We start from the raw sequence: 21,665 nt of genomic DNA, 5'->3' as shown, positions 1-21,665 counted from the left end.
GTATATTTTTTATACTTTTGTAATTCAGAACTTATTCAACAACAAAATTAGGAACTATCAGTATCCTTATCAAATAAAATTTTACAATACCCCTTTTGCCATGACTTTAGAGAACAGGATTGAAGCTTTTGTGAAACTTGGGAAGCAACTGCAAAACATGCCAGATGAAGACCGTAAAGCACTCGCTTACGTTGCCCTAGCCAAAAATCCTTGGTTCGACGAGAAAAATGTTCTCTTTGCCCTGGATGGTATCATCACCATGCTCGATGAGCAATACCTTCGGGAATGGGTGTACCCTTATCAACTTAAACAGGTTACACAAAAAAAGGTTGGCGTCGTAATGGCAGGAAATATTCCGATGGTAGGTTTCCACGATTTTCTGTCCGTGCTAATTAGCGGGCACTACCTATTGGCAAAGCTTAGCTCCGATGATGATGTTTTGCTCAGAAGGTTGGCTAACATGTTGGTAGCTATAGAACCAGCCTTTGCTAATAACTTTGAATTTGTAGATCTTCTGAAAGATGCCGATGCCATCATAGCCACAGGCTCTGACAATACCTCCCGCTATTTTGAATACTATTTTGCTAAGCGCCCTCATATTATCCGTAGAAACCGCACCAGTTTAGGCGTTCTGACAGGGCATGAAGAAGCCGATGATTTAAGTGCATTAGGAGAAGATTTCTTCCGCTACTATGGCTTAGGCTGCCGAAACGTATCAAAAGTATTTGTACCAGAAGGTTATACTTTCGATAAGTTTTTCGAGGCAAACGAGTTCCGCCACAGCACAATCATAAATCACTACAAGTACCAGAACAACTACGACTATAATAAATCCATACTACTGGTAAACCGCGCGCCACACTTCGATAATGGTTTTATGCTGGTAACTCCAAGTGAGCAGATGGTATCGCCTATCTCTGTTCTCTTTTATGAAACTTTTAGCTCGTTGGCTGATTTACGCCAAAAATTAGCAGCTGTAAAAGAGAAAACTCAGGTTGTGGTATCTGCACATGGCTGGCTGGAAGGAAGCATTCCGTTCGGGCGGGCACAATGCCCAATGGTATGGGATTATGCTGATGGTGTGGATACGCTGATTTTTTTGCAGCAGCTGTGAGCATACTACTATTTTAATTTTCTAACACTATACTTGCTTTTACATAGCTTTCTTTGGATATTCATTCATCAATACTAACTATTAATGACATGGATATTATAATCACCCCTGCGGAACTTGTTGAGAAGGAGCAAATACCTTTTTTACAGTTCGGCCACGAAGATGTTCTGACTGATGCTGATGCTCGCAAAAAAAGAGTTTGGAACTTAAACAGAGCCTCTACTTTAGGCAACGCTTATCATGGTAAAGTAGAAATAACTTTTAGAACTGCCGATGGTGAAGATAAGCGCGTAGCCACAACTGTCTGGACAGTAGACGAAAAATTTATCACCTTAAAAGCAGGTTGCTCTATTCCAATCAGTGCCATTGTTGCTATCGAATTCTTCTAAGAATCACCACCCTCTATAAACAGCGAGAGCAGGCATTTATGCCTGCTCTCGCTGTTTATAGAGGGTGTGCCACTGTCACCATTTAGCTTGTTAAATACGCTCCAGCACCTTTACGATAAGGTCATCAATAACTTCATCGGCGTTCGCTGCAAAGGTGTGTTCTACTCTATTTGCTACAATGGCATTTACCGACAACACTTCGTGCCCCAGTAGGCGCCCCATGCTATAGTAACCAGCGGTTTCCATTTCAAAATTTGTCAGCTTAAAATCACCTGATCGGAAATTTTGGTATTGCTCCAGCAACTTCGGGTTTCGCAAACCGCCTCTTAGTACACGCCCCTGCGGTGCGTAAAAACCAGGGCAGGTAAGGGTATTACCTGGAATCATATCATAAGCAACTTTCTGAAGAAGAGCATCAGAAGCCGTCACGAAATAAGGTCTGAAACCAATGCCTAATGCCTGCTGTACCGCTCCAGTTATACTTGCTTCTTCTTCGCTTTGCTCCAGCGGATAAAACTCCATCAGCGAATCAAGGCCGATAGCGGTGTGCGAGGCGAGGTGACTTCCCAATGGCACCGTTCCTTGCAGCGCACCAGAGGTACCCACACGCACAATTTTGAGGGAGATTTTCTCTGCATTCGGTTCCCGTGTCATAAAATCGATGTTCACCAACGCGTCCAGCTCCGTCATCAGAATATCAATATTATCGGTGCCCATGCCCGAAGAAATGACAGTAATTCGTTTGCCTTTGTAGTAGCCAGTGTGCGTCACAAATTCCCGCTTCGCCACCTCCACTTCAATTTCATCGAAGTATTGGCTAACCTTTGCCACTCGCTCAGGGTCTCCAACTGTTATAATGGTATCAGAAATGTGCTCTGGCAGCAAGTTGAGATGGTAAATAGTACCGTCTGGATTGATAATTAATTCGGATGCAGGTATGGCCATAGGGAAATTGAGATTTTAGATGCTAGGTATTAGATGCTAGATAAATTTCTAAACATCAAAATAACAATACAGGTACTTTCCTTTTCGGATTATTAAATAAATGAAACTAAGCGCGTAGTTTTTTAACAAAATGGGAGCAAGTCTATCATCTAATGTCTAAAATATAACATCTAGGTAGATATAAAAAGCGAAAAGCGTGGCTTATACAAACACACGCTTTTCTTGAGCTTTAGAGAATACTTATACTTGTACGTCAGTTTTCTTTTTTCGGTTGAATCCTTTAAGTGGATTATAGCCGTTCATTTCTTTTTGATAGTAACCAGTGCCATCGTACGGGCGCTTTTCTGGATGGCCTTTGCATTCTGTAGAGCAAGCGCCTTCCATTTCCCATCCGCACTTTTCGCAGATAGCCACATGCAGGTTGCACACAGGATTTGCACAGTTTACCATCCGATCGCTTTCTGTATCGCAAACGTAGCACTTAGAGATTACTTTTGGGTTTACCTTGTTCACGTCTACTGCCACACGGTTATCAAATACATAGCACTTGCCTTCGAAATCTTCGCCGCCAGCCTCTATGCCGTATTTAATAATACCACCGTGCAATTGGTACACGTTTTCAAAGCCTTGCTCCAGCAAAAAGGCGCTGGCTTTCTCACACTTGATACCGCCTGTGCAGTAGGTCAGTATTTTCTTATCTTTATACTTTTCTTTCAGCTCTCCTACTTTCTCAGGAAACTCACGGAAGTTCTCGATATCTAAGGTAACAGCGTTTTTGAAGCGGCCCACGTTGTACTCATAGTCCGAGCGCACGTCCAGCACCACAACGTCTTCGCGGTCTTTCATATCCTTAAACTCTTTCGGGGAGAGGTGCACGCCTGTACGCTGGTTTGGATCTATATGCAGCAGACCAGAATGCACAATCTCGGCTTTGGTACGCACATGCAGCTTCGTGAAAGCATGCGCATCCGACTCATCCACTTTGAAATCGGTTTTGGCAAAGCGCGGATCGGCTTTCATTATTTCCATGTACTTGTCGCAGTCTGCCTTCAGACCAGACACCGTGCTGTTTAACCCTTCTTTAGATACAATAATGCGGCCGAGCAAATTCAGCTCCAGACACAACAGGTGATGCTCCTCACGGAATGCCTCAGGGTCTGCTATCGGTGTGTAGCAGTAGTAAAGTAATATGCTATAGGTTTTGTTCATAACTGCTAAGTTTCAGCTTAGTGTTAAAATTTAATTGTTGATTATCTCTTAATTTTGAAAAAGTTAGATGCTACAGTGCTAAGCAATGTTCTAGGTTCTGACTTAGAACAACTTTCTAACCTACTAAATTTCTAATTTTCTAACTTTTTATGGCTGCCGCTGGGTTTCCGAAAACAGTTGCTTTGGCAGGCACATCGGCTACTACCACAGAGCCAGCGCCTACACGGGCATTTTTGCCGACCTTTACACCAGACACCACTACGGCACCAGTTCCTATAAAAGCACCTTCTTCAATTACAGCTTCAGAATTAATGATGGCACCCGCCCCAATTTGAGCGTAGTCGCCGATTTGCGCATTAGTATCTACCACGGCTCTGGATTGTATCAGGCAGTTGTCGCCAACTTTCGCATTGTTATTTACCACAGCACCTGCCGCTATCATATTTCCATGTCCTAGCCATGCAAACTCTGATACTGAGCTAAAACGGTGAATAGCATTTACAGGAACCACTTTGTACTCCTCCTTCAGCATTTTAACCAGCGACTTGCGTTCTGGAGTTCCTTCAACTGCCACAAACACATCGCACTTCTTGCCTATCAGCTTTAAAAATTCGCTGTCTTCGGTGCTGCTCATTACCGACACGTTATTGATTTCCTGCTGCTGTAGGTTCTTGCTATCATCGAGAAAGCAGTACACAACAACACTATTGCTATAGAAAATATCTAACGCGGCAGTACCTAAATTTTGAGCACCAAGTATAATTACGGGATTTTGCATAGCCTATCTAATTTGGGTGCAAAGGTACGAAGAAGCACAGTAGATTAAAAACTTCTCCTGCTGCCTAACATTTTCAGTTTTGTCAACAGAAGGTTGCTGTAATGACCCTGCAGCAACAGGTAAACCAGGAATGGTAGAAAAGCCACCCGATACCTGCTAAGAGAGCCGAAATTAGGCGTAGTAAGTCCGCAGATAGCACCAACCACAAGCACCAAAGCTAGTAGTGTAACGTGCTCCACCTCTACTTTAAACTTACCTCGTACAACTCCTATAACTCCCATAACAGATAATATAGCTAACAGCACATTCTCAGCGGCAACAGCCCAGTAAAGCATGTTATCAACTTCCCAGATAAATGGCCTATAAATAGCGCTTAATAAGGCCTCTGGCGCATTTCTGATAATGCTTTGTGGTGTAGGCTCTATTTGTAGGTTTATGGTTGGTTTGCCCTCTGAAAGCGCTAAGATATCGTTATAGTTCTGCACAATGTTTTCGTACAGAAAACCGTCTCTATAAATTTGAAAAACAGGTATGGCGGCTATGCCTGCTACTATAAGAGCCACAGTTAAAGCCAGCAACTGCACCCTACGCTGCTGAAATAAAGGAATTGACCTTGCTAACACTTTCACCAGCACATAGAGCACAAGCAAGGGCAGCACGATAAACGCAAAGAAAAATTTTATCTTATAAAAGATCCACAACATTAGTAGGGCAAGAGACGAAGCAGTCCAGTTTACACGCTGTGGCACAGTAAGAGCAAAAGCAACTACCCAGCACATACTCCCAAACATCAGAGAATCTTTGGATAAACCTGAAGTCCAAAAAATTACCGACGGAAAGAATAAGAAAGCTGCTATGGCCGCCACTTTATACTTTGGGAACAGCTTTATTAGTGTGGCAGCCAGCTTTGCCGCTCCCCAAAAGCTGAAAAGCGAAAGGTACAGACCATTCAAATAATAGGAGCTGCCTGTTATCAGGTTCAGCACACTAATAATCTTGATAGTGAAAAAAGAATTGGAGAAAGATGGATAAGTTGAAAAGGGAATGGTGGCTTTAAAAGTATCACTTTCAAATTCATTCAGGAACAGTAACCGTGTATAGCCAGCAAAGTTTTGTTTTGCATAAGCTGATAGTTTTAGGGCACCCTTAAAATACGCGATTGTATCACCTCCACCGTAATACTTAAAGTACAGCAGCCCCAGCAGCACGCCACAAAGCAGCTTTAGCAGCAACGCAGGAAAAAAGTAAGGCCGAAGTTCCTCTGCCCAGTTCTGTTTCCGCAGCCACCACACTAGCCCCCCCAGCATTAATATGTTTAGTAAGTATACCAGCAGATTCACGAGATGCGGAGCGGGCTTTGTTTCAGGATTTTATTGCCGATGGCGCAGCGCAGGCAATTTACGGGCCCGCAGTATAATTTATAAAGCCCCAGCGCTGCTTGGTTATCAGCAGCAGTTTTGGCTTGCCAACCTAGTTCCTCATAATGGCGCGTGATGCTGTTTGACGCTTCCTTCACTTTCTCCAGCAGAGCTATCGCTTTTTCTAAATAATTGCGGTTCTGGCTATACTGTGCATAAGCCGCTAGCAAAGGCACCACCGCATTAATGATAAGGTTCTGCACACTGCTCTTCCCGATGCTTTTTTGCGTTGTTTTTAATGATTTGCCAAAATTATAATGCTGCTGCCAGTAAGCAGACACAGGTACTATAAACAAACTTTCATATTGCTTTATAGTTTGCCCTTCCAGTAACATGGTAAATAAATGCTGGTGCTGTGCCAGTACCACTGCCAGTTGGCTTAGCCGTACAGTCGGGAAATTGGCAGGCCGCATCCGCAGGAAATTCCATTGGTGCCGCTGCATAGGCTTTAATTTGTACTTATGGCTTAGAAAAACATACTCTTTCTGCAGTTGCTGCCCATACTCATCCTGCACCTCCTCCAGAAAACCAGCTTGTCCAAATAGCAGCGCCTCTAATTGTAGTAGGTTATGCTGGTGCCTCCGCACCACCTGCCACGGCAGCACCTTCGCCAGCATCTCAAAAGCCTGTTGGTTTATCTTAAAACCGAAGCTTCTGCAAAGTATAGCATAGGTGGTTTGTTCCCAGTCGTTGCCGTAGTTGCTGAATATCTCCCACACCTCCTCCCCTTTTAGCTCCAGACGCTCCGTCAGGGCACGTTCCAGCATCATGGTCTTTGTAATGTCGGGTACAGTAGGCCAGAAACTGGCGCAAGGAATGGTACTAATAGCCTGTTGCAGCTTTTCGTAACGCAGCAGCATAATTGGCTCCACACGGTTCTTGAGTTCTAAAGTAGGTATAGCGGTGCCATCTGTTCGCAGAATCTCCTGATCTGCCTCCCACACCACGTGCAGCACCACCTGATTATACTTCTGGTCTGTTTGGTGCTGGTGCCGCTGCCAATCCGATGCTTTTAGGTGCACCTCCACACTCCCCGACCACTCCACGTCTCCAATTTTTATCAGTGCTTCCTTGAAATCTGGACCAGCATTGGTATGGTAAAAGCCTGTTTTCAACACCTGCAGTTGCTCCCCCTCCACCGTCATCAGCTCCGTTTTCTCGAAGTACTGGTGCTGCCAGATGTAGTGTAGGAAAGCTTCTTTCATGGGGTATTTTATCCTACAAGATGCAGAAAGTGCGGAACAAAATCAACTATAACAGCTACGGAACAGGCACTTATACTTTATAAAGGCTTAGCTTAACCTTTTTTGTTCCTATACTTAATTTCCATGCCATGCAAAAAATTGCGCAGAATCTGGTCCTTAAGCGGACGATACTGACTCTGGCTTGGGTTGCGGAAAAAGGCGCTTAACTCGTGCTTACTAAGCCTGAAGTTTGCCAGGAGTAGGATATCCAGCATGTCCTCGTCCTTCAGGTTCAGTGCTATCTTTAGCTTCCGCAGGATAATGTTATTGTTCAATTGCTTCTCTGGCTCAGGCTGTGGTCCTTCCTTTTTACCACGCTTCTCGTTGATTAAGCCATTCAGAAAAGCCGCCAGGTGCTCGTCTCCCAGTTCTTTGTACTCAGGGTCCTCTTCTTTCTTGAGCCAGGCGCTAACTTCTTCACGCGTTACCTGCATCCCTCCTGAGCCGAACAGCTCTATCATTATTACATCGTTATAATCAAAAGCATAGCGAATGCGGCGTAGAATATCATTATTGTTCATTTGTTAGCATTTAATATGCAGCAGTGATGCTGAAGAGTTAAATATTCCCTTACAAAAGGCAGTTTTACAAGAGAATTAACCAGGATAAGAAAAAAGCTTCCTACCCCAACAACTGCTCTAGCAGCGCCTCCATCTCCTGCTGTACTTCCAAAGCTGCTTCTCTGGCTTTCTCAGCAAAATCTTCACCTGAAGAAGCGTAGATAATAGCACGGGAGGAGTTCACAAGCAGGCCGCATTGCTGGTTCATGCCGAGCCTGGAGATTTCTTCCAGACTACCGCCTTGTGCGCCTACTCCTGGCACAAGCAGAAAGTGGTCTGGCACAATAGCCCGCACCCGCTGCACATACTCTGCCTGTGTGGCACCTACTACGTACATCATTTGTCCAGCACTTGCCCAATTCGCGCTTTCGCGCAGGACTTGCTCAAACAAGTACTCCTCGTTGCCGTCGGCCAGCTTCAGCATTTGGAAATCTTGGCTACCCTGGTTAGAAGTTAAGGCCAGCAAAATCACCCATTTGCCGCCCTGCACCAGGAAAGGCTTCACTGAATCTGCTCCCATATAAGGCGCAACGGTTACAGAATCGAAATTCATCGTTTCGAAAAAAGCACGGGCGTACAGTTCGGAAGTATTCCCGATATCGCCCCGTTTGGCATCCGCAATGGTGAAAATTTCTTCAGGTATTACCTGCAGCGTTTTCTCCAGGCTTATCCAACCTTTTGGCCCCTGTGCCTCATAAAAAGCAATGTTTGGCTTATATGCTACACACAAATCGGCGGTTGCCTCTACTATCTGGCGGTTAAACTCAAAAACAGGATCTTCAAAATCCAGCAGATGTTGCGGCAACTTCTTGGGATCGGTATCGAGGCCGATGCATAGGTACGACTTCTTTTTCAGGATTTGTTTGAACAGGTGCTCTCTTGTCATGGGGTGTCAGGGATTTTGAACTACAAAAGTATAAATATGAGACAGCCTGTGAAATTATATTTGCTCTTTCTGCTGCTTGCCTGCCACAGCTGCTTACCGCACTGGCAATAATTTATCTTATTTCCTTTGCTGTGAAGAACCAGGTAGATTATCTGAACCGAAATTCCTTCAAAAATGCCCTGAGATAAGCAGGATCTTCAAAGTTTTGTATATCCTGCTTTAGCTGCGTAAGCTGTTTCTTCAACTCGTTTCTAGCAGTACCGAACTTCTGATCCATTTGCTTTGGGGTGCCGCAGTACTGACGATAGAAGTCAGCATCAGGGCTGAAGTTGAATTCGTAATCCTCATCCTCTAAATCCTTTGCCTGCTCGTTCAGAATTTTCAGGTAATATTTCAGCTGTTGTTCCGAAAGTTGGTCCAGGTTCTGATCCTGATTTTCCATGTACTCCATCTGCAGCCGTAGTAACTCAAAAAAATCGTCCTGCTTGTAAGCCTGTGTTACCTTTTTCATGGCTTCCTCTTTCCAGACTCTCGCGGCCTCATCTTTCTCCCTGTCAGGGTGCAGCATTTTAGCTAGTTCAGTATACACACGGCGGCTGGCTTTGCTGATGTTCTCCATCTCCGCCTTCATCTTCTCCTCTTTTGCCAGCTGAGTCGCTGTTTTTTTTCGTGCTGATTGCTTTTTCTCTTGTTCCTTCTCCCTCTCATCGAACTGCTGCTCCATCTGGCTCTGCAGATCATCAAAGCTACTGTTTTCGTCCAGCTCTATATCCAGCCCAAAAACATTTCGTAACATATCCTCCGTTATCTCTCTCGACTCCTCTTCAGCCTGTCTGGCAGCATCTTCATAAGAGACATCAGCATATTTATCGTGCAGTTCAATCAGTTCCTCCACCCCGTAAGCCTCAATCAAGGTATAAGACAAATCTTCGATAAGCATGGCAATCTTATCTCTTTCCCTTTTCTTGAAAAGAGACTTGTCGTACGATCTGTCCAGCAGCTTCACCATTTTAACCCGCCCGTCCACAAGCTGCATTATTAGCGGACGAATCTCCTCCTGTACCCTTGCCTGCGCGTGGTCCAGTACCTTCTGCCGCTCTACTAACTTTTGTTTCAGCTTGTTTATTTTATCGATCTTGTTGTTAAACTGCCGCTGCAACTTTGAAAGCTGGCTCTTGTCTTTAGCACTTATTTGCGGCACAAGCCCTTTTACAATAGCATCTTCCTTTGGCATAATTTACAATATCATATTTTTTGTTGATAAGCAGCTTTTGCCGCGCTTAAGGTTTTTAAACGAAATCAGCCCCACAATGATACTCAACAACTCAAGGGTTTTCTTCTTGGAAAAAGAATTTAACGTGGGCTTTAAAAAGCAAAAGCGGCTGCTCCTATCAGAACAGCCGCTTTTGTCTAAGTTTTAAATATTATCTCAAATCTACCACTTCAACACCTTTATACTTTGCTTTGTTAAAAGTAAAGCTATCGGCGGCAAGGGTTGGATTTGCCTGAAAATTCTTGATGCTGTAGGTATAGCGGTTACCGTTGCTACGAAACATCTGCCAGCTCTTAAGAGTTTTGTCTTTCTGGCTGATGTACAGGCGCACTTTAAAGATCGGGTTGCTACGGTCTTCAGGGGACAGTTCCACCACATCTACCTTTTCGCCACCGTTTGTTTCGGTACCAGCATAAGCGTACTTGTAGCCTTTTTTATACATATCGAAAATCTTGCTCGGCGACATAGCCTCTGCCTCAGCATCGTTTTCGGTTATCGTTACTTCGTTGGCATCCTTTAGGTAGGTCCACATCAGTTTGCCGTCGTTAATAATTTCCTGGCCACTAACTTCTAAACGGTATTTAGGCCCGCTTACCAGTATATCGCCTTCCATGGTCTCTTTCACCTTAGCTGATGAATTTTCCAGCGTCTGCACAAAATTTGCCTTAAAACCTTTCATGGTTTTATACTTCTGGCTCATCTGGTTCAGAATTTTGGTTGCCTGTGGGTCCTGCTGTGCGTTTGCGATGTTCACAAATAGCAAAGCCATCAGTAAGAGGGTAAGTACTTTTTTCATGTTGATATTTTAAATAAAAACTTCTTACTGCATTGTATTCAATAACTGTTCCAAACTGTATTCGTCGGGAATTAAAACTTCACGGGCCTTGCTTCCCTCAAACGCCCCCACAATGCCTGCAGACTCCAGTTGGTCGATCAGGCGGCCTGCACGGTTATAGCCCAGTTTTAAACGACGCTGCAATAATGAAGTGCTTCCCTGCTGGTGCTGTACAATAATACGTGCAGCTTCCTCAAACAAAGGATCTTTAGAACTCGGATCAAATTCACTTTTCTCAGAGCCACTTTCATCGCCTACAAACTCAGGCAGTAAGTAAGCATCGTCATAGCCCTGCTGCTCTCCTATAAAATCACAAATACGATCAACCTCAGGCGTATCTACAAAGGCGCACTGTATCCTGATGATATCTGATCCGATTGAGAAAAGCATGTCACCCTGTCCAATCAGTTGGTCAGCGCCACCAGCATCTAAAATAGTGCGCGAGTCAATTTTAGAAGTTACTTTAAAAGAGATACGTGCGGGGAAGTTGGCTTTGATAATACCCGTAATAACGTTCACAGACGGACGCTGCGTAGCTACTACCAAGTGTATACCAATGGCTCGGGCCAGCTGTGCTAAACGCGCAATAGGGGTTTCCACCTCCTTACCAGCAGTCATCATTAGGTCGGCCAACTCGTCTATTACCAGTACAATGTAGGGCATAAACTTGTGCCCTTTTTTTGGATTAAGCTTACGCTCCACAAATTTGCGGTTGTACTCTTTCAGGTTACGACAGCCTGCATCTTTCAGCAAGTCGTAGCGCATATCCATCTCCATACACAGCGAGTTCAGCGTATTCACTACCTTCTTAGTATCCGTAATAATCGCTTCTTCAGTATCAGGCAGTTTGGCCAGGAAATGTCGCTCAATTTTATTGAAAAGCGACAATTCCACTTTTTTAGGGTCAACGAGTACAAACTTCAGCTGCGAAGGGTGGCGCTTGTAGAGTAACGAGGTAAGTATCGCATTCAGACCAACAGACTTACCCTGACCTGTAGCACCTGCCATCAGCAAGTGGGGCATCTTAGCAAGGTCGGTAATAAAAACTTCGTTGGTGATAGTTTTACCGAAAGCGATTGGCAGGTCCATCTCGCTTTTCATAAACTTCTCTGTAGAGAGAATAGACTTGATGGACACCATTTCTTTCTTGGTGTTCGGCACTTCTATACCTATCGTTCCCTTGCCAGGAATAGGCGCGATAATACGGATACCCAAAGCCGCTAAGCTAAGTGCAATATCATCTTCTAGGTTTTTTATTTTGGAGATACGCACACCTGCATCTGGCACTATCTCATATAGCGTTACAGTTGGGCCAGTAGTGGCTTTAATACTTGCAATACCAATATTGTAGTGCCCCAACGTTTCGACAATCTTATCGGAGTTTGCTTTCAGTTCCTCTACACTTATCTGAATTTTGCTTGAACCATAGTCGTTCAGCAAATCAATAGTCGGGTACTGGTAGCGGGCTAGATCTAGGGTAGGATCGTAGTTTTCTGTGGTTATACCTTGCAACTCGTCCTCTTCAGGCGTTTGCTCTATCTGCAGGTCCAGCACCTCCTCCTCTTCCTCCGATGTATCGAATTCTGCCGCAGCTTCTTCCTCTATTATCTCTTGGTCAATTTCCAGTTCTAAGGTAGGAGTAGCAGGTTTTGCAGGTTTGACAGGCTCTGGCTTCTCTGGTTTAATAGACTGTAGTTCCAGCTCCAGTGCACGACTAATCGCTTCTTCTTCGTCATCATCCTCTTCCACAAGTTCTTCCTCTTCAGGCTCCAGCGAAGCAGTTGGGTCAGTGGCATGGTTTACGCTATAGTTAGCAGAGGCATGCAGCACATCGCGCAGCGTGCCATGTTTTCTCAAAGGTTCCAGGTCTTCCTCGTCATGAATTGATTCTGCAGCTCTGCTAAAGCCCCACTCCATGCTGGTTATGTTAAAGAACCCAACTATAAACACCAATAGCAGAAAGCCCAATAGCGGGCCAGCGCCCCAGCCGATTAAACTGCTCAGCCAAATAGCTGCTTCTATACCAATACCTCCGCCTAAAAAACCAAGCTTATCAATAGCATCAGTAGCATATACAACATAGCCCAGCGTCAGGCTAAGCCAAAGCATCGAAAAGCTGCAAAAGCCTAGTACATATGAAAGTGACACGGCAACTCGCTTGAACACAATGCGGGTACCAGCAAAAAAGACAACAGGAATAATAAAAAAGGCGCCTAACCCCAATAAGTCATAAATAAACAGGTGCGACACCCAGGCTCCAAATAATCCGAGCCAGTTCTCTGCCTCCTGCCCCGATTCTTTCAAACCAGTACCGTCCACAGATTCTACTACACTTTGGTCGGCAGGGCCTGTAAAAAGATAGGATACAAATGCGATAGTTAGGAAAAAGGAAAGAAGCAGAAACGAGAATCCAACAAAAAGCTTAAAGCGTCTGTCTTTCAGGAAGCCTATCTCGAAAGACGGTAAGCTGAACGAAGGTAGTTTGAAACTCCAGTTCTTCTTTGCTTTCTTCGGCTTTTCGGCCACAGGCGTATTTGCACGTCGCGGTTCGTTACGTCCACGAGCTTCGTTTCTTACACGCCCACCATTAACCGCCTCATTTCTGTAAGTGTTCTTTGCCATACCCTTCGACTAAAGTTAAGATTTCAAATTTACATTTTTTTGAATGAAACCCTTAAGCAAAAGCGAGGCAATTTTGTAAAGAGATATAAGACCCAGGACGTAAGACAGAAGAATATTCTCCCAAACGCAGTTGGTGCACTGATATCTTTGTGCCTGTAGCAGGTTTGAAGGTTTTCTAGAGCAGATGCGATCGCACCACCCTTACCATTACTTGTCTTTTTCGAGAGCCTCTAACCCCTAAGAGAAGTTATCTTAAAAATGATCAAAGTCCCTGCCCTTGTTGTGTGTTTTCACCAACAAGCACAAAAATCTAGAATAGGAATGAAACACGATTCCACTCAAGCTACTGTCTATTTAGTTGTTGGTGAAAACACACAACAACGGCCATTTATCTCATCTAAGCCAGAGTTTTAGAAAACCATGCGAACTTTAAACTATAGCCTACTTTCCCAAAAGCTTTTTGTTGATGCGAGAGATCAGGCTGGGGCCTTCGTAGATGAAACCTGTGTAGAGTTGCACCAAGTCGGCACCTGCTTCTAGTTTTTTTATTGCATCCTCTGGTGTCATAATACCGCCTACACCGATTAGTTTAACCTCTTGGGGCAGGTGCTTGCGCAGGTAACGGATAATTTCGGTAGAGTGCTTTGTGAGCGGCTTTCCGCTTAAGCCGCCTGCTCCCATCTCTGTTACGCGTGTAGCGGCTGTATTTAAACCTTCGCGGCTGATGGTAGTGTTGGCGGCGATAATGCCGCTCAATTTGGCTTCTATGGCAATTTCTATAATATCGTTTAGCTGGCCCTCGTTCAGGTCTGGGGCAATTTTGAGCAACAAAGGCTTAGGCTTAACCATTTTAGCATTCTGCTCCTGCAACGTAAGCAGCAGTTGTTTCAATGGCTCTTTCTCCTGCAGTGCTCGCAGGTCGGGTGTATTCGGAGAACTTACGTTCACTACAAAATAATCTACCACATCATACAGCGCTTTAAAGCAGTAGAGGTAGTCGGATGTGGCTTCTTCGTTAGGGGTTACTTTGTTTTTGCCGATGTTGCCGCCCACAATGATGTTACTCTTCCGCTGGCGCAAACGTACTACAGCAGCATCCACACCTTCGTTGTTGAAGCCCATTCGGTTGATAATAGCCTGGTCCTGTGGCAAACGGAACAGACGCGGCTTCGGATTACCTTCCTGCGGTTTCGGAGTAAGTGTTCCGATCTCGATAAACCCAAACCCAAAGTTTTCAAACTCATCAATCAGCCTTGCATCCTTATCGAAACCAGCGGCCAATCCCACAGGATTCGGAAACTTCAGCCCGAACAACTCCCGCTCCAGCCGCTTATCCTGCACCTGAAACATACTGCTGCTAATGCTTTTGGACAAAGGCAAACTATAAGCTGCTTTCAGCGCATCGGCGGTAAGGTAATGTACTTTCTCAGGATCTAGTTTAAAGAGTAGCGGGCGGATGAGGCTTTTATACACGGCAGCTGAAGTTAAGTATAGGTTACTGCCTGCAAAGATAGAAATCCAATTACTTTAACTGAAGATTTTTTCCTTTACTAAATCAACCACTTTTCAAATTTCAACAGACTCGTCATCCAAGTAAAGAAATGAAACTCCAGTAGATTCCCATTTGTCCTCTCTCTTTCATTATGCTATGGTCAATGAAAGCTGGCATTTCAACAGATGTATGACCTAATCTGCTTTGAAAGGTCTTGTACTCTTCAAAATCATCAAACACAGCATCCCAGGTAGCGTAGTGGCTAAGCATCCACTCTAATTCATAATCTATTTTATTATGCTTCAGCTTTTCGTCTAGCGTCTTGATAATATCATGTTCAGCCGTTATATCAAGTTCTCTTATGCCAGTAAGAGCAGGCGCCTCAACCCTTACATACCATGACAAGAAAAGCGCTCTCTTAAGAGCCTCTAAGCTATTAACATGCAACTGTGCGTACGCTTGATGTACTTTATAGTACTCCTCAAAAACTCGTAGTTTTTCAAGGTGCTTTTCTTTTTCTTTCAATGTTCCTCCCAAGGAGGTCACTACAGAATAAAGCTCTTTCTCTGTATTCGCTAATTCCTCTAATTTCATCTTTACTTGTAGCTAACTAAGTTCGATAGCCCTATTTCTCCGCCGTCCACTTCTCAAAATTGCGAAAGTAATTGCTGCCCCATGTTTTATATCGCGGAATAACAGCAGTCTTTAACCTTCTTTTGAAGTCTGCATAGTTCCGCTGCTCTTTTGGCGTCCAAAGTACTTCACTTAATGCAGTCATGCGGGGGAAGATCATGTATTCTACTTTGGCGGGACTGCCCATATACTCTGTCCAGACGTTAGCCTGGGCTCCGATGATGTAGCTGTCGAGGTTTTGTTTGCGCAAAGCTTCTGGTACAGGTTCAAAATTGTACACGGCATCAACGGTATTATAGCCATGTATAGCCAGGCTGTCGTTCGGATCTTTGGATTGGTAATGGTCGAAGTACAGCGGCTTGCCTGGTGACATGATTACTTTATGTTTACGGTTAGCGGCGGCTATGGCTTCTTTTTCACCGCCCCAGTTCATGACGATGGTAGACTTTGGCAACTCCCCTTCCAGAATCTCATGCCAGCCAATAACAGTTTTGTTTTTTTCGGCCAAATAACTAGCCACTTGTTCTATAAAGTAAGTCTGCAGCCCTTTCTCATCCTTCAGCTTTTGGTCTTTTATAAACTTCTGAGAATAAGGATCAGCTTTCCACCACATTTTGCTTGTTTCGTCGCCGCCCAAATGGAAGTACTTAGACGGAAACAATTCTGCTACCTCGTGGAATACGGTTCTTAAGAATTTAAAAGTTTCAGGACGCGGGGCCAAGACATTGTTCTGGCGGTTATACATGCCCCAGGTGGTGGCAACGTTCCACGTGGTATCGGGCTTGGTGCTAAATTCGGGGTAAGCCGCAATGGTAGCCCTGCTGTGTCCAGGTATATCAATTTCAGGAATAATTTCTATACCTCTAACGGTGGCATAACGAATCACCTCCCGCACTTCCTCCTTTGTGTAAAAGCCACCGTAACGGGTATTATCGTAGCGAGCAGGCTGATCCTTAAAATGCCCGATCAGCGTTTCTTTGCGCCAGGAACCTATGCTGTTCAGCTTCTGGTAAGAATCGATTTGGATACGCCAGCCCTGATCGTCGGTAAGGTGCCAGTGAAAGGTGTTGAATTTATGGAAAGCCAGGTAATCGATATACTTCTTGATGAAGGAAACAGGAAACATGTGTCGCACCACATCCAAATGCATGCCGCGGTAAGCGAAGCGCGGGTAATCCGTTACCGACACCGCTGGCACCTGCACCGACTTCACCTGCTGTAAGGACAGCAACTGCAGCAAGGTCTGAATTCCGTACACCGCTCCCCTTGTATCCTTTGCCCTGATGGTGATATCCTTACCAGCAGCCACCAAAGTATACATTTCATCTTTTGTTATTGCTTTCTCGTCCTGCACCAACGTGATTGTGCCGTCTTTAACTCCTTTGCTCTGGCTGGCAGCCTGCAGTTGCAGGTCTAATCCAACCTGCTCCTTAACTAATCCTTTCAAATAAACGGCCTGATCCGCATAAAAAGCATCATACACAATAGTAGTATTACCATTTACGACTACTGCTTCTTTACCTGTTTGGGCAAACTCCACAGGCTTTGGAGTAACGTTGCTTATACTTTGGGCACGTACTGGCAAATAGCTAACGATTAATAGCAGAAGAATTAAAAGGTGGTGCATGTTTAGAATCAGGATTTACAGGATTATAGAATGAACAGGATTTATTATGACGAAAGTTAAGGATAAATTAATATTCTAATGGGCATGATTTAGTTGTTGACTTTGTAGCTCGATGTATAATTCTAATCATTCCTAAACTGATTCTAGTCGTTCAGGCGCGGGAATCTTTCCCGTGACTTATAAATAATGTCGAGTCTGTGGCTTGACGGGCTTGAAAAGCCCAATCACGCGACTGCCACAGCTGTCGTGAGAATTGTCTCGTGACTTTGTGAGTATGTTTGAGTGTGAAGTTGGGCTTGTGCCTTCCTTTAGCAAAATATACAACATATGGAGCAGCCTTTGTTGGTCTCTACGAGCCCGTGCAGTTACAGGCCCCACCTTTAGCAAGTCACGAATCTGGAGATTCGCGTCAGTTATTTTTTCAGCCATAATAGCTGCAAAAAATTCCATCTTTGGAGGGGCTTGGGGTGGGTTTACATTTGCAAAAGTAAATTTCCTATCCTCTAGTCCTGCAAATCCTGATTCTAGCTACGCGGATGATAATCTTTAATCACTTGTTTAAGGTAATCGCGTTCCAAGTGGGTGTAGATTTCAGTAGTGGTGATGGATTCGTGGCCTAGCATTTCCTGTACGGCACGCAGGTCGGCACCGCCTTCTATTAAGTGGGTAGCGAAGGAATGGCGGAAAGTATGAGGGCTTACCGTTTTCTGTATACCAGCTTTAGCTGCCAGATCTTTGATGATGGTAAAAATCATCACGCGCGTAAGCTTTGCTCCTCTGCGGTTGAGGAACAATATATCTTCGTGGCCTTTTTTTATAGTAAGATGGCAGCGAATGCCTTCGCGGTATAGTTGGATATGTTTTAGAGCGTCGCGACCAATGGGCACCAAACGCTCTTTGTCTCCCTTACCTGCCACTTTCAAAAAGCCCATGTCTTCGTACAGGTTACTCATTTTCAGGTCTAGCAACTCCGATACCCGCAGTCCTGAACTGTAGAGCGTCTCTACAATAGCGCGGTTTCTTGTTCCCTCAGGTGTTGACAAATCTATGGCCGCCAGCATCTGCTCTATCTCATGAAAGTGCAGCGTGTCAGGCAGTTTTCGGTCCATTTTTGGCGCTTCTATCGTATCCGTTGGGTCGGTCTGCATCATGTCTTCCATAATCAGGAACTTGTAAAAAGCTCTGATACCCGACAACGTACGCGCCTGCGAATGCACCGTCATGCCCAGCTCATTAATCCACTCCAAAAATTCCCGTAGCAAACTTGGGCTTACCTGTTCTGGCTGCACCTGTGCCTTTTTATAATCAATAAACTCTGTCAGTTTTCGGATATCGCGCAGGTAAGCCTCTACTGAGTGCCCAGAAAGCGACTTCTCCAGGCGCAGGTATTGCTCAAATTGTTTTATGCAGATCGGCCAGTTCAAGGATAAGTATGAATTAGAAATTAAAAAATCTGACAAAAAACGATTCGACGAATGACAAAAGAGAGAAACACATACTCGCTCTCTTACTTTTGTCTAAGTTTCTTTTGCCAATAATGTATGGCAAAGATAGTTAATCCTTACCTTTGTGGTTTCGGAAATTTGCAAATGGCACTAGCCGCTGAATTATGAAGATACTCATCCTAAACGGACCAAACCTGAACCTGTTAGGCACGCGTGAAAAAAGTATTTACGGCAGTCGCTCTTTCGAAGATTATTTTGAGGAGCTAAAAGAAAACTTCCCTGACCTGGAATTAAGTTATTTTCAGTCGAACACCGAAGGAATACTGATTGACAAACTGCACGAAGTAGGCTTCACTTACAAAGGCATTGTGCTTAATGCAGGTGCTTATACCCATACGTCGGTTGCTATTTCGGATGCCATCAAAGCAATTGATACGCCTGTGGTAGAAGTTCATATTTCTAATGTTTTTGCACGCGAGGCTTTCCGCCATAAAAGCATGATAGCACCGTATTGCACAGGCAGCATCAGCGGTTTTGGCTTGGACAGTTACCGCCTTGCCTTACAGTACTTTGAGCGCATGAAGCCGAAAAAGATCGGTTTTGGCTCCAATAATGCGTAACCACAGGCGTTAAACCTACGTCTGCTTTAAACTAAAAAATACAGACTGCACTATATACAGATTACCTTTCTATGCTGAATTTTTATCCTGGCCCATCTAAAATTTACCCCGAAGTACGCACTTTTATGACCGATGCGTTTGATGAGGGTATACTGGATGCTCCGCATAGAGGGGAACAGTTTGTGCAGATGACAAGGACTGTGGTGGGGCTGCTGAAGCGCAGGCTAAACATTCCGCAGGATTATTATATCTTCTTCACCTCCTCGGCCACCGAGTGCTGGGAAGTGATTATCCAAAGCCTGACCACCCGCAAAAGCTCACATATTTACAACGGCGCCTTCGGCGAGAAGTGGTTTGAATACGCCAAAAAACTGCGCCCGAATGCAGAAGGTGTAAAATTCGACCTGAATGAGCCGATGCCCGTAGAGGCGCTCAACATCAGCTCTGATACCGAATTAATCTGCTTTACCCAGAATGAAACCTCCAACGGCACACGTGTTTCGGCTACTTCTATCCTGAACCTGCACAACCGTTATCGCGACACCTTGATAGCTGTGGATGCTACGTCTTCGATGGCAGGCATCAATTTGAAAATGATCAAGGCCGATATCTGGTTCGGATCTGTGCAAAAGAATTTTGGTTTGCCGCCAGGGCTGGGGGTGTTGGTATGTTCGCCAAGAGCCATTTTCAGGGCCAAGCAAATTGCCGAGAAGGCACACTATAATAGCCTGGTGTCGATGTACGAGAAAATGTTAAACCACCAGACCACACATACACCCAATACGCTCAACATTTACCTGCTGAAACGCGTGCTAGAGGAAAGGCCTTTCATTAAAACCCTAGAGCAGCACTTAACGGATCGCGCGCTGGACCTATATACTTTCTTTGAGCAATTCAGCGATTTTAAGCTGCTGGTGGAAAACGAGGAAGTACGCTCCAAAACGGTGATTGCCGTCCAGGGCAGCGAACGCCTGATTGATGAGGCAAAAAAGAAGGCGCTGCATCATGGCATCCGCTTAGGAAACGGCTACGGTGCCTGGGCTCGAAATACTTTCCGGATTGCAAACTTCCCTGCCATTCTGGATGAGGAATACGAAGAGCTGAAGCGCTTCTTCCTGCATTATTTCGCTTAAGCACTGTGCTTAATTTTGAAAGAAAAAATCTGGGAAAAAGGCAACCACCTTTCAAGCAAACCTGATTCCACTTTTCACCAGCCAAAACTGTTATAAACGGGTTTTCTTTTGCTAATTTTGCTTTTCACAGCTAATCCTGTCCATGTCACTTAACGAACTGTTCAATTTTCAGCAGATTGCATCCGTCACGCTTATACTTTTTGCTGTGATTGATATAATCGGCTCTATCCCCATCATCATCGATTTAAGAAAACGTGAAGGCAAGATAGAGTCTGAGAAAGCGACCATCGTATCTGGAGTACTGATGATCGTATTCCTGTTCCTGGGCGACGGTATACTAAAGCTATTCGGAATTGATTTTCAGTCGTTTGCCATGGCAGGCGCCATTATCATCTTCCTAATTGGTTTGGAGATGATTTTGGGCAAAGACTTTTTTCACTCAGATCCTGACATTAAAAGTGGCTCTATTGTACCGCTGGCTTTTCCGCTTATTGTTGGCGCTGGCACCATGACAACGTTGCTTTCGCTACGCGCTGCATACTCTTTGCCGAATGTATTAGTTGGCATTATTCTGAACCTAATGTTTGTTTACATCGTGTTGAAAGCCTCTGGCTGGATAGAACAAAAGTTAGGAAAGGCAGGAGCAAACGTTCTGCGAAAGGTATTTGGCATCATACTTCTGGCAATTGCCATCAAACTTTTCAAAACCAATTTACCTGTTTAAAATTTGAAGATAAAAAGATGTGTGGAAATGTATTGATGGCCTGTGCCGTTGTTGCGTGTTTTCACCAACAACATAAACTGCGCTAAAGCCAGCAAAGGCTGCAGCATTTTTTGAAGCTTATATGGTTGAAGAGACAAACCCTAACCATGGCAAGGGCCATTAATAAATCATTATTTTTTTATTCCATAATTTTCAGATTCCAGAATCTCCACATCACATAACATTATGATTGAATTATTTACAGATGGTGCTTCACGTGGAAATCCTGGTCCTGGTGGCTACGGAACGATACTGCGTTGGAAGCAGCATGTAAAAGAGCTTACCGCTGGCTACCGCAAAACCACCAATAACCGCATGGAGCTGCTGGCCGTGATTGTGGGGCTGGAGGCAATTACTAAACCTGGTATACCTGTTACTATCTACTCCGACTCTAAATATGTAGTAGATTCCGTGGAAAAGCGTTGGGTATTCGGATGGCAGAAAAAAGGCTTCGCAGGCAAAGCAAACGGAGATCTGTGGCAGCGCTTCCTGCGCATTTACGCAAAGCACAACGTAAAATTCGTCTGGATAAAAGGTCACGCTGGCCACCCTGAAAATGAACGGTGTGATGAACTGGCCGTGCAGAGTGCCCTCTCTCCTAACCTCCTCATCGACGAGGGGTTTGAATCAGGCATGTTCAACTCGAAATAATTTCGAATAGCTGATTATTGAATGATTG

The 21,665-nt window shown here is 44.6% G+C and carries 20 protein-coding genes; 6 read left to right on the top strand and 14 right to left on the bottom strand.

Annotated features, from left to right (window positions below; translation table 11 throughout):
• The first annotated feature begins 100 nt into the window (after positions 1-100).
• Both LN893_RS09965 and LN893_RS09960 read left to right on the top strand, forming a co-directional pair.
• Positions 101-1,114 (top strand): acyl-CoA reductase, encoded by a 1,014-nt coding sequence (locus LN893_RS09965; RefSeq protein ID WP_229969671.1) that lies wholly within the window; start codon positions 101-103, stop codon positions 1,112-1,114.
• A gap of 89 nt (positions 1,115-1,203) precedes the next feature.
• Positions 1,204-1,503, top strand: a complete 300-nt coding sequence (locus tag LN893_RS09960; RefSeq protein WP_229969670.1) for a hypothetical protein — start codon at positions 1,204-1,206, stop codon at positions 1,501-1,503.
• 90 nt (positions 1,504-1,593) lie between these two features.
• On the opposite strand, the gene LN893_RS09955 is transcribed toward LN893_RS09960, so the two are convergent.
• From LN893_RS09955 to xerD, 14 genes are all read right to left on the bottom strand, one after another.
• Positions 1,594-2,448, bottom strand: coding sequence for a nucleoside phosphorylase (locus LN893_RS09955; RefSeq protein WP_229969669.1), 855 nt, complete (start codon positions 2,446-2,448; stop codon positions 1,594-1,596).
• Between the two features lie 240 nt (positions 2,449-2,688).
• The gene (trhO, locus tag LN893_RS09950) at positions 2,689-3,657 is read right to left on the bottom strand and encodes an oxygen-dependent tRNA uridine(34) hydroxylase TrhO (RefSeq protein WP_229969668.1); all 969 of its coding nucleotides are present in this window, start codon (positions 3,655-3,657) and stop codon (positions 2,689-2,691) included.
• 139 nt (positions 3,658-3,796) lie between these two features.
• Positions 3,797-4,435: a NeuD/PglB/VioB family sugar acetyltransferase gene (locus tag LN893_RS09945; protein WP_229969667.1), complete on the bottom strand. Its 639-nt coding sequence runs from the start codon at positions 4,433-4,435 to the stop codon at positions 3,797-3,799.
• Between the two features lie 44 nt (positions 4,436-4,479).
• Positions 4,480-5,742, bottom strand: a complete 1,263-nt coding sequence (locus LN893_RS09940; RefSeq protein WP_229969666.1) for a hypothetical protein — start codon at positions 5,740-5,742, stop codon at positions 4,480-4,482.
• Positions 5,743-5,771: 29 nt separating this feature from the next.
• Positions 5,772-7,058 (bottom strand): DUF2851 family protein, encoded by a 1,287-nt coding sequence (locus LN893_RS09935; protein WP_229969665.1) that lies wholly within the window; start codon positions 7,056-7,058, stop codon positions 5,772-5,774.
• 92 nt (positions 7,059-7,150) lie between these two features.
• Positions 7,151-7,618, bottom strand: coding sequence for a YehS family protein (locus LN893_RS09930; protein WP_229969664.1), 468 nt, complete (start codon positions 7,616-7,618; stop codon positions 7,151-7,153).
• Positions 7,619-7,718: 100 nt separating this feature from the next.
• Positions 7,719-8,543: an orotidine-5'-phosphate decarboxylase gene (gene pyrF, locus LN893_RS09925; RefSeq protein ID WP_229969663.1), complete on the bottom strand. Its 825-nt coding sequence runs from the start codon at positions 8,541-8,543 to the stop codon at positions 7,719-7,721.
• 148 nt (positions 8,544-8,691) lie between these two features.
• Positions 8,692-9,777 carry a J domain-containing protein gene (locus tag LN893_RS09920; RefSeq protein ID WP_229969662.1) on the bottom strand — a complete coding sequence of 362 codons (1,086 nt, stop codon included), beginning with the start codon at positions 9,775-9,777 and terminating at the stop codon, positions 8,692-8,694.
• Between the two features lie 190 nt (positions 9,778-9,967).
• Positions 9,968-10,612 carry an outer membrane lipoprotein periplasmic chaperone LolA1 gene (gene lolA1 / locus LN893_RS09915; RefSeq protein WP_229969661.1) on the bottom strand — a complete coding sequence of 215 codons (645 nt, stop codon included), beginning with the start codon at positions 10,610-10,612 and terminating at the stop codon, positions 9,968-9,970.
• Positions 10,613-10,636: 24 nt separating this feature from the next.
• On the bottom strand, positions 10,637-13,273 hold the full coding sequence (locus tag LN893_RS09910; protein ID WP_229969660.1) for an FtsK/SpoIIIE family DNA translocase: 2,637 nt from the start codon (positions 13,271-13,273) through the stop codon (positions 10,637-10,639).
• A gap of 441 nt (positions 13,274-13,714) precedes the next feature.
• Positions 13,715-14,746 (bottom strand): quinone-dependent dihydroorotate dehydrogenase, encoded by a 1,032-nt coding sequence (locus tag LN893_RS09905; protein ID WP_229969659.1) that lies wholly within the window; start codon positions 14,744-14,746, stop codon positions 13,715-13,717.
• 112 nt (positions 14,747-14,858) lie between these two features.
• Positions 14,859-15,359, bottom strand: coding sequence for a hypothetical protein (locus LN893_RS09900; RefSeq protein ID WP_229969658.1), 501 nt, complete (start codon positions 15,357-15,359; stop codon positions 14,859-14,861).
• Between the two features lie 31 nt (positions 15,360-15,390).
• Positions 15,391-17,025: a beta-N-acetylhexosaminidase gene (locus LN893_RS09895; RefSeq protein WP_229969657.1), complete on the bottom strand. Its 1,635-nt coding sequence runs from the start codon at positions 17,023-17,025 to the stop codon at positions 15,391-15,393.
• Positions 17,026-17,549: 524 nt separating this feature from the next.
• On the bottom strand, positions 17,550-18,449 hold the full coding sequence (xerD, locus tag LN893_RS09890; protein ID WP_229969656.1) for a site-specific tyrosine recombinase XerD: 900 nt from the start codon (positions 18,447-18,449) through the stop codon (positions 17,550-17,552).
• Positions 18,450-18,634: 185 nt separating this feature from the next.
• Here xerD and aroQ point away from each other — a divergent pair, with 185 nt between their 5' ends.
• The 4 genes from aroQ (at position 18,635) to rnhA (ending at position 21,637) form a co-directional block, all read left to right on the top strand.
• On the top strand, positions 18,635-19,090 hold the full coding sequence (gene aroQ / locus LN893_RS09885) for a type II 3-dehydroquinate dehydratase (RefSeq protein WP_229969655.1): 456 nt from the start codon (positions 18,635-18,637) through the stop codon (positions 19,088-19,090).
• Between the two features lie 71 nt (positions 19,091-19,161).
• Positions 19,162-20,223 carry an aminotransferase class V-fold PLP-dependent enzyme gene (locus tag LN893_RS09880; RefSeq protein WP_229969654.1) on the top strand — a complete coding sequence of 354 codons (1,062 nt, stop codon included), beginning with the start codon at positions 19,162-19,164 and terminating at the stop codon, positions 20,221-20,223.
• Positions 20,224-20,365: 142 nt separating this feature from the next.
• A complete protein-coding gene (locus LN893_RS09875; protein WP_439651196.1) occupies positions 20,366-20,947 on the top strand; it encodes a MarC family protein in 582 nt (193 codons plus the stop codon).
• Positions 20,948-21,172: 225 nt separating this feature from the next.
• Complete coding sequence (rnhA, locus tag LN893_RS09870) at positions 21,173-21,637, top strand: ribonuclease HI (protein WP_229969653.1); 465 nt, start codon at positions 21,173-21,175, stop codon at positions 21,635-21,637.
• Positions 21,638-21,665: the final 28 nt, after the last annotated feature.

Source organism: Pontibacter harenae (genome assembly GCF_020907245.1).
Taxonomy (GTDB): Bacteria; Bacteroidota; Bacteroidia; order Cytophagales; family Hymenobacteraceae; genus Pontibacter; species Pontibacter harenae.
This window is presented reverse-complemented; position numbering and strand designations above follow the sequence as displayed.

Excerpts from the sequence above, each read along its gene's own strand:
- LN893_RS09875 (WP_439651196.1), top strand. The coding sequence starts at position 20,366 with ATGTCACTTAACGAACTGTTCAATTTTCAGCAGATTGCATCCGTCACG.
- LN893_RS09955 (WP_229969669.1), bottom strand. The coding sequence starts at position 2,448 with ATGGCCATACCTGCATCCGAATTAATTATCAATCCAGACGGTACTATT.
- rnhA (WP_229969653.1), top strand. The coding sequence starts at position 21,173 with ATGATTGAATTATTTACAGATGGTGCTTCACGTGGAAATCCTGGTCCT.
- LN893_RS09895 (WP_229969657.1), bottom strand. The coding sequence starts at position 17,025 with ATGCACCACCTTTTAATTCTTCTGCTATTAATCGTTAGCTATTTGCCA.
- LN893_RS09910 (WP_229969660.1), bottom strand. The coding sequence starts at position 13,273 with ATGGCAAAGAACACTTACAGAAATGAGGCGGTTAATGGTGGGCGTGTA.
- LN893_RS09965 (WP_229969671.1), top strand. The coding sequence starts at position 101 with ATGACTTTAGAGAACAGGATTGAAGCTTTTGTGAAACTTGGGAAGCAA.
- LN893_RS09920 (WP_229969662.1), bottom strand. The coding sequence starts at position 9,777 with ATGCCAAAGGAAGATGCTATTGTAAAAGGGCTTGTGCCGCAAATAAGT.
- aroQ (WP_229969655.1), top strand. The coding sequence starts at position 18,635 with ATGAAGATACTCATCCTAAACGGACCAAACCTGAACCTGTTAGGCACG.
- LN893_RS09960 (WP_229969670.1), top strand. The coding sequence starts at position 1,204 with ATGGATATTATAATCACCCCTGCGGAACTTGTTGAGAAGGAGCAAATA.
- LN893_RS09930 (WP_229969664.1), bottom strand. The coding sequence starts at position 7,618 with ATGAACAATAATGATATTCTACGCCGCATTCGCTATGCTTTTGATTAT.
- LN893_RS09900 (WP_229969658.1), bottom strand. The coding sequence starts at position 15,359 with ATGAAATTAGAGGAATTAGCGAATACAGAGAAAGAGCTTTATTCTGTA.
- trhO (WP_229969668.1), bottom strand. The coding sequence starts at position 3,657 with ATGAACAAAACCTATAGCATATTACTTTACTACTGCTACACACCGATA.
- lolA1 (WP_229969661.1), bottom strand. The coding sequence starts at position 10,612 with ATGAAAAAAGTACTTACCCTCTTACTGATGGCTTTGCTATTTGTGAAC.
- LN893_RS09880 (WP_229969654.1), top strand. The coding sequence starts at position 19,162 with ATGCTGAATTTTTATCCTGGCCCATCTAAAATTTACCCCGAAGTACGC.
- LN893_RS09945 (WP_229969667.1), bottom strand. The coding sequence starts at position 4,435 with ATGCAAAATCCCGTAATTATACTTGGTGCTCAAAATTTAGGTACTGCC.
- LN893_RS09935 (WP_229969665.1), bottom strand. The coding sequence starts at position 7,058 with ATGAAAGAAGCTTTCCTACACTACATCTGGCAGCACCAGTACTTCGAG.
- LN893_RS09940 (WP_229969666.1), bottom strand. The coding sequence starts at position 5,742 with ATGCTGGGGGGGCTAGTGTGGTGGCTGCGGAAACAGAACTGGGCAGAG.
- pyrF (WP_229969663.1), bottom strand. The coding sequence starts at position 8,543 with ATGACAAGAGAGCACCTGTTCAAACAAATCCTGAAAAAGAAGTCGTAC.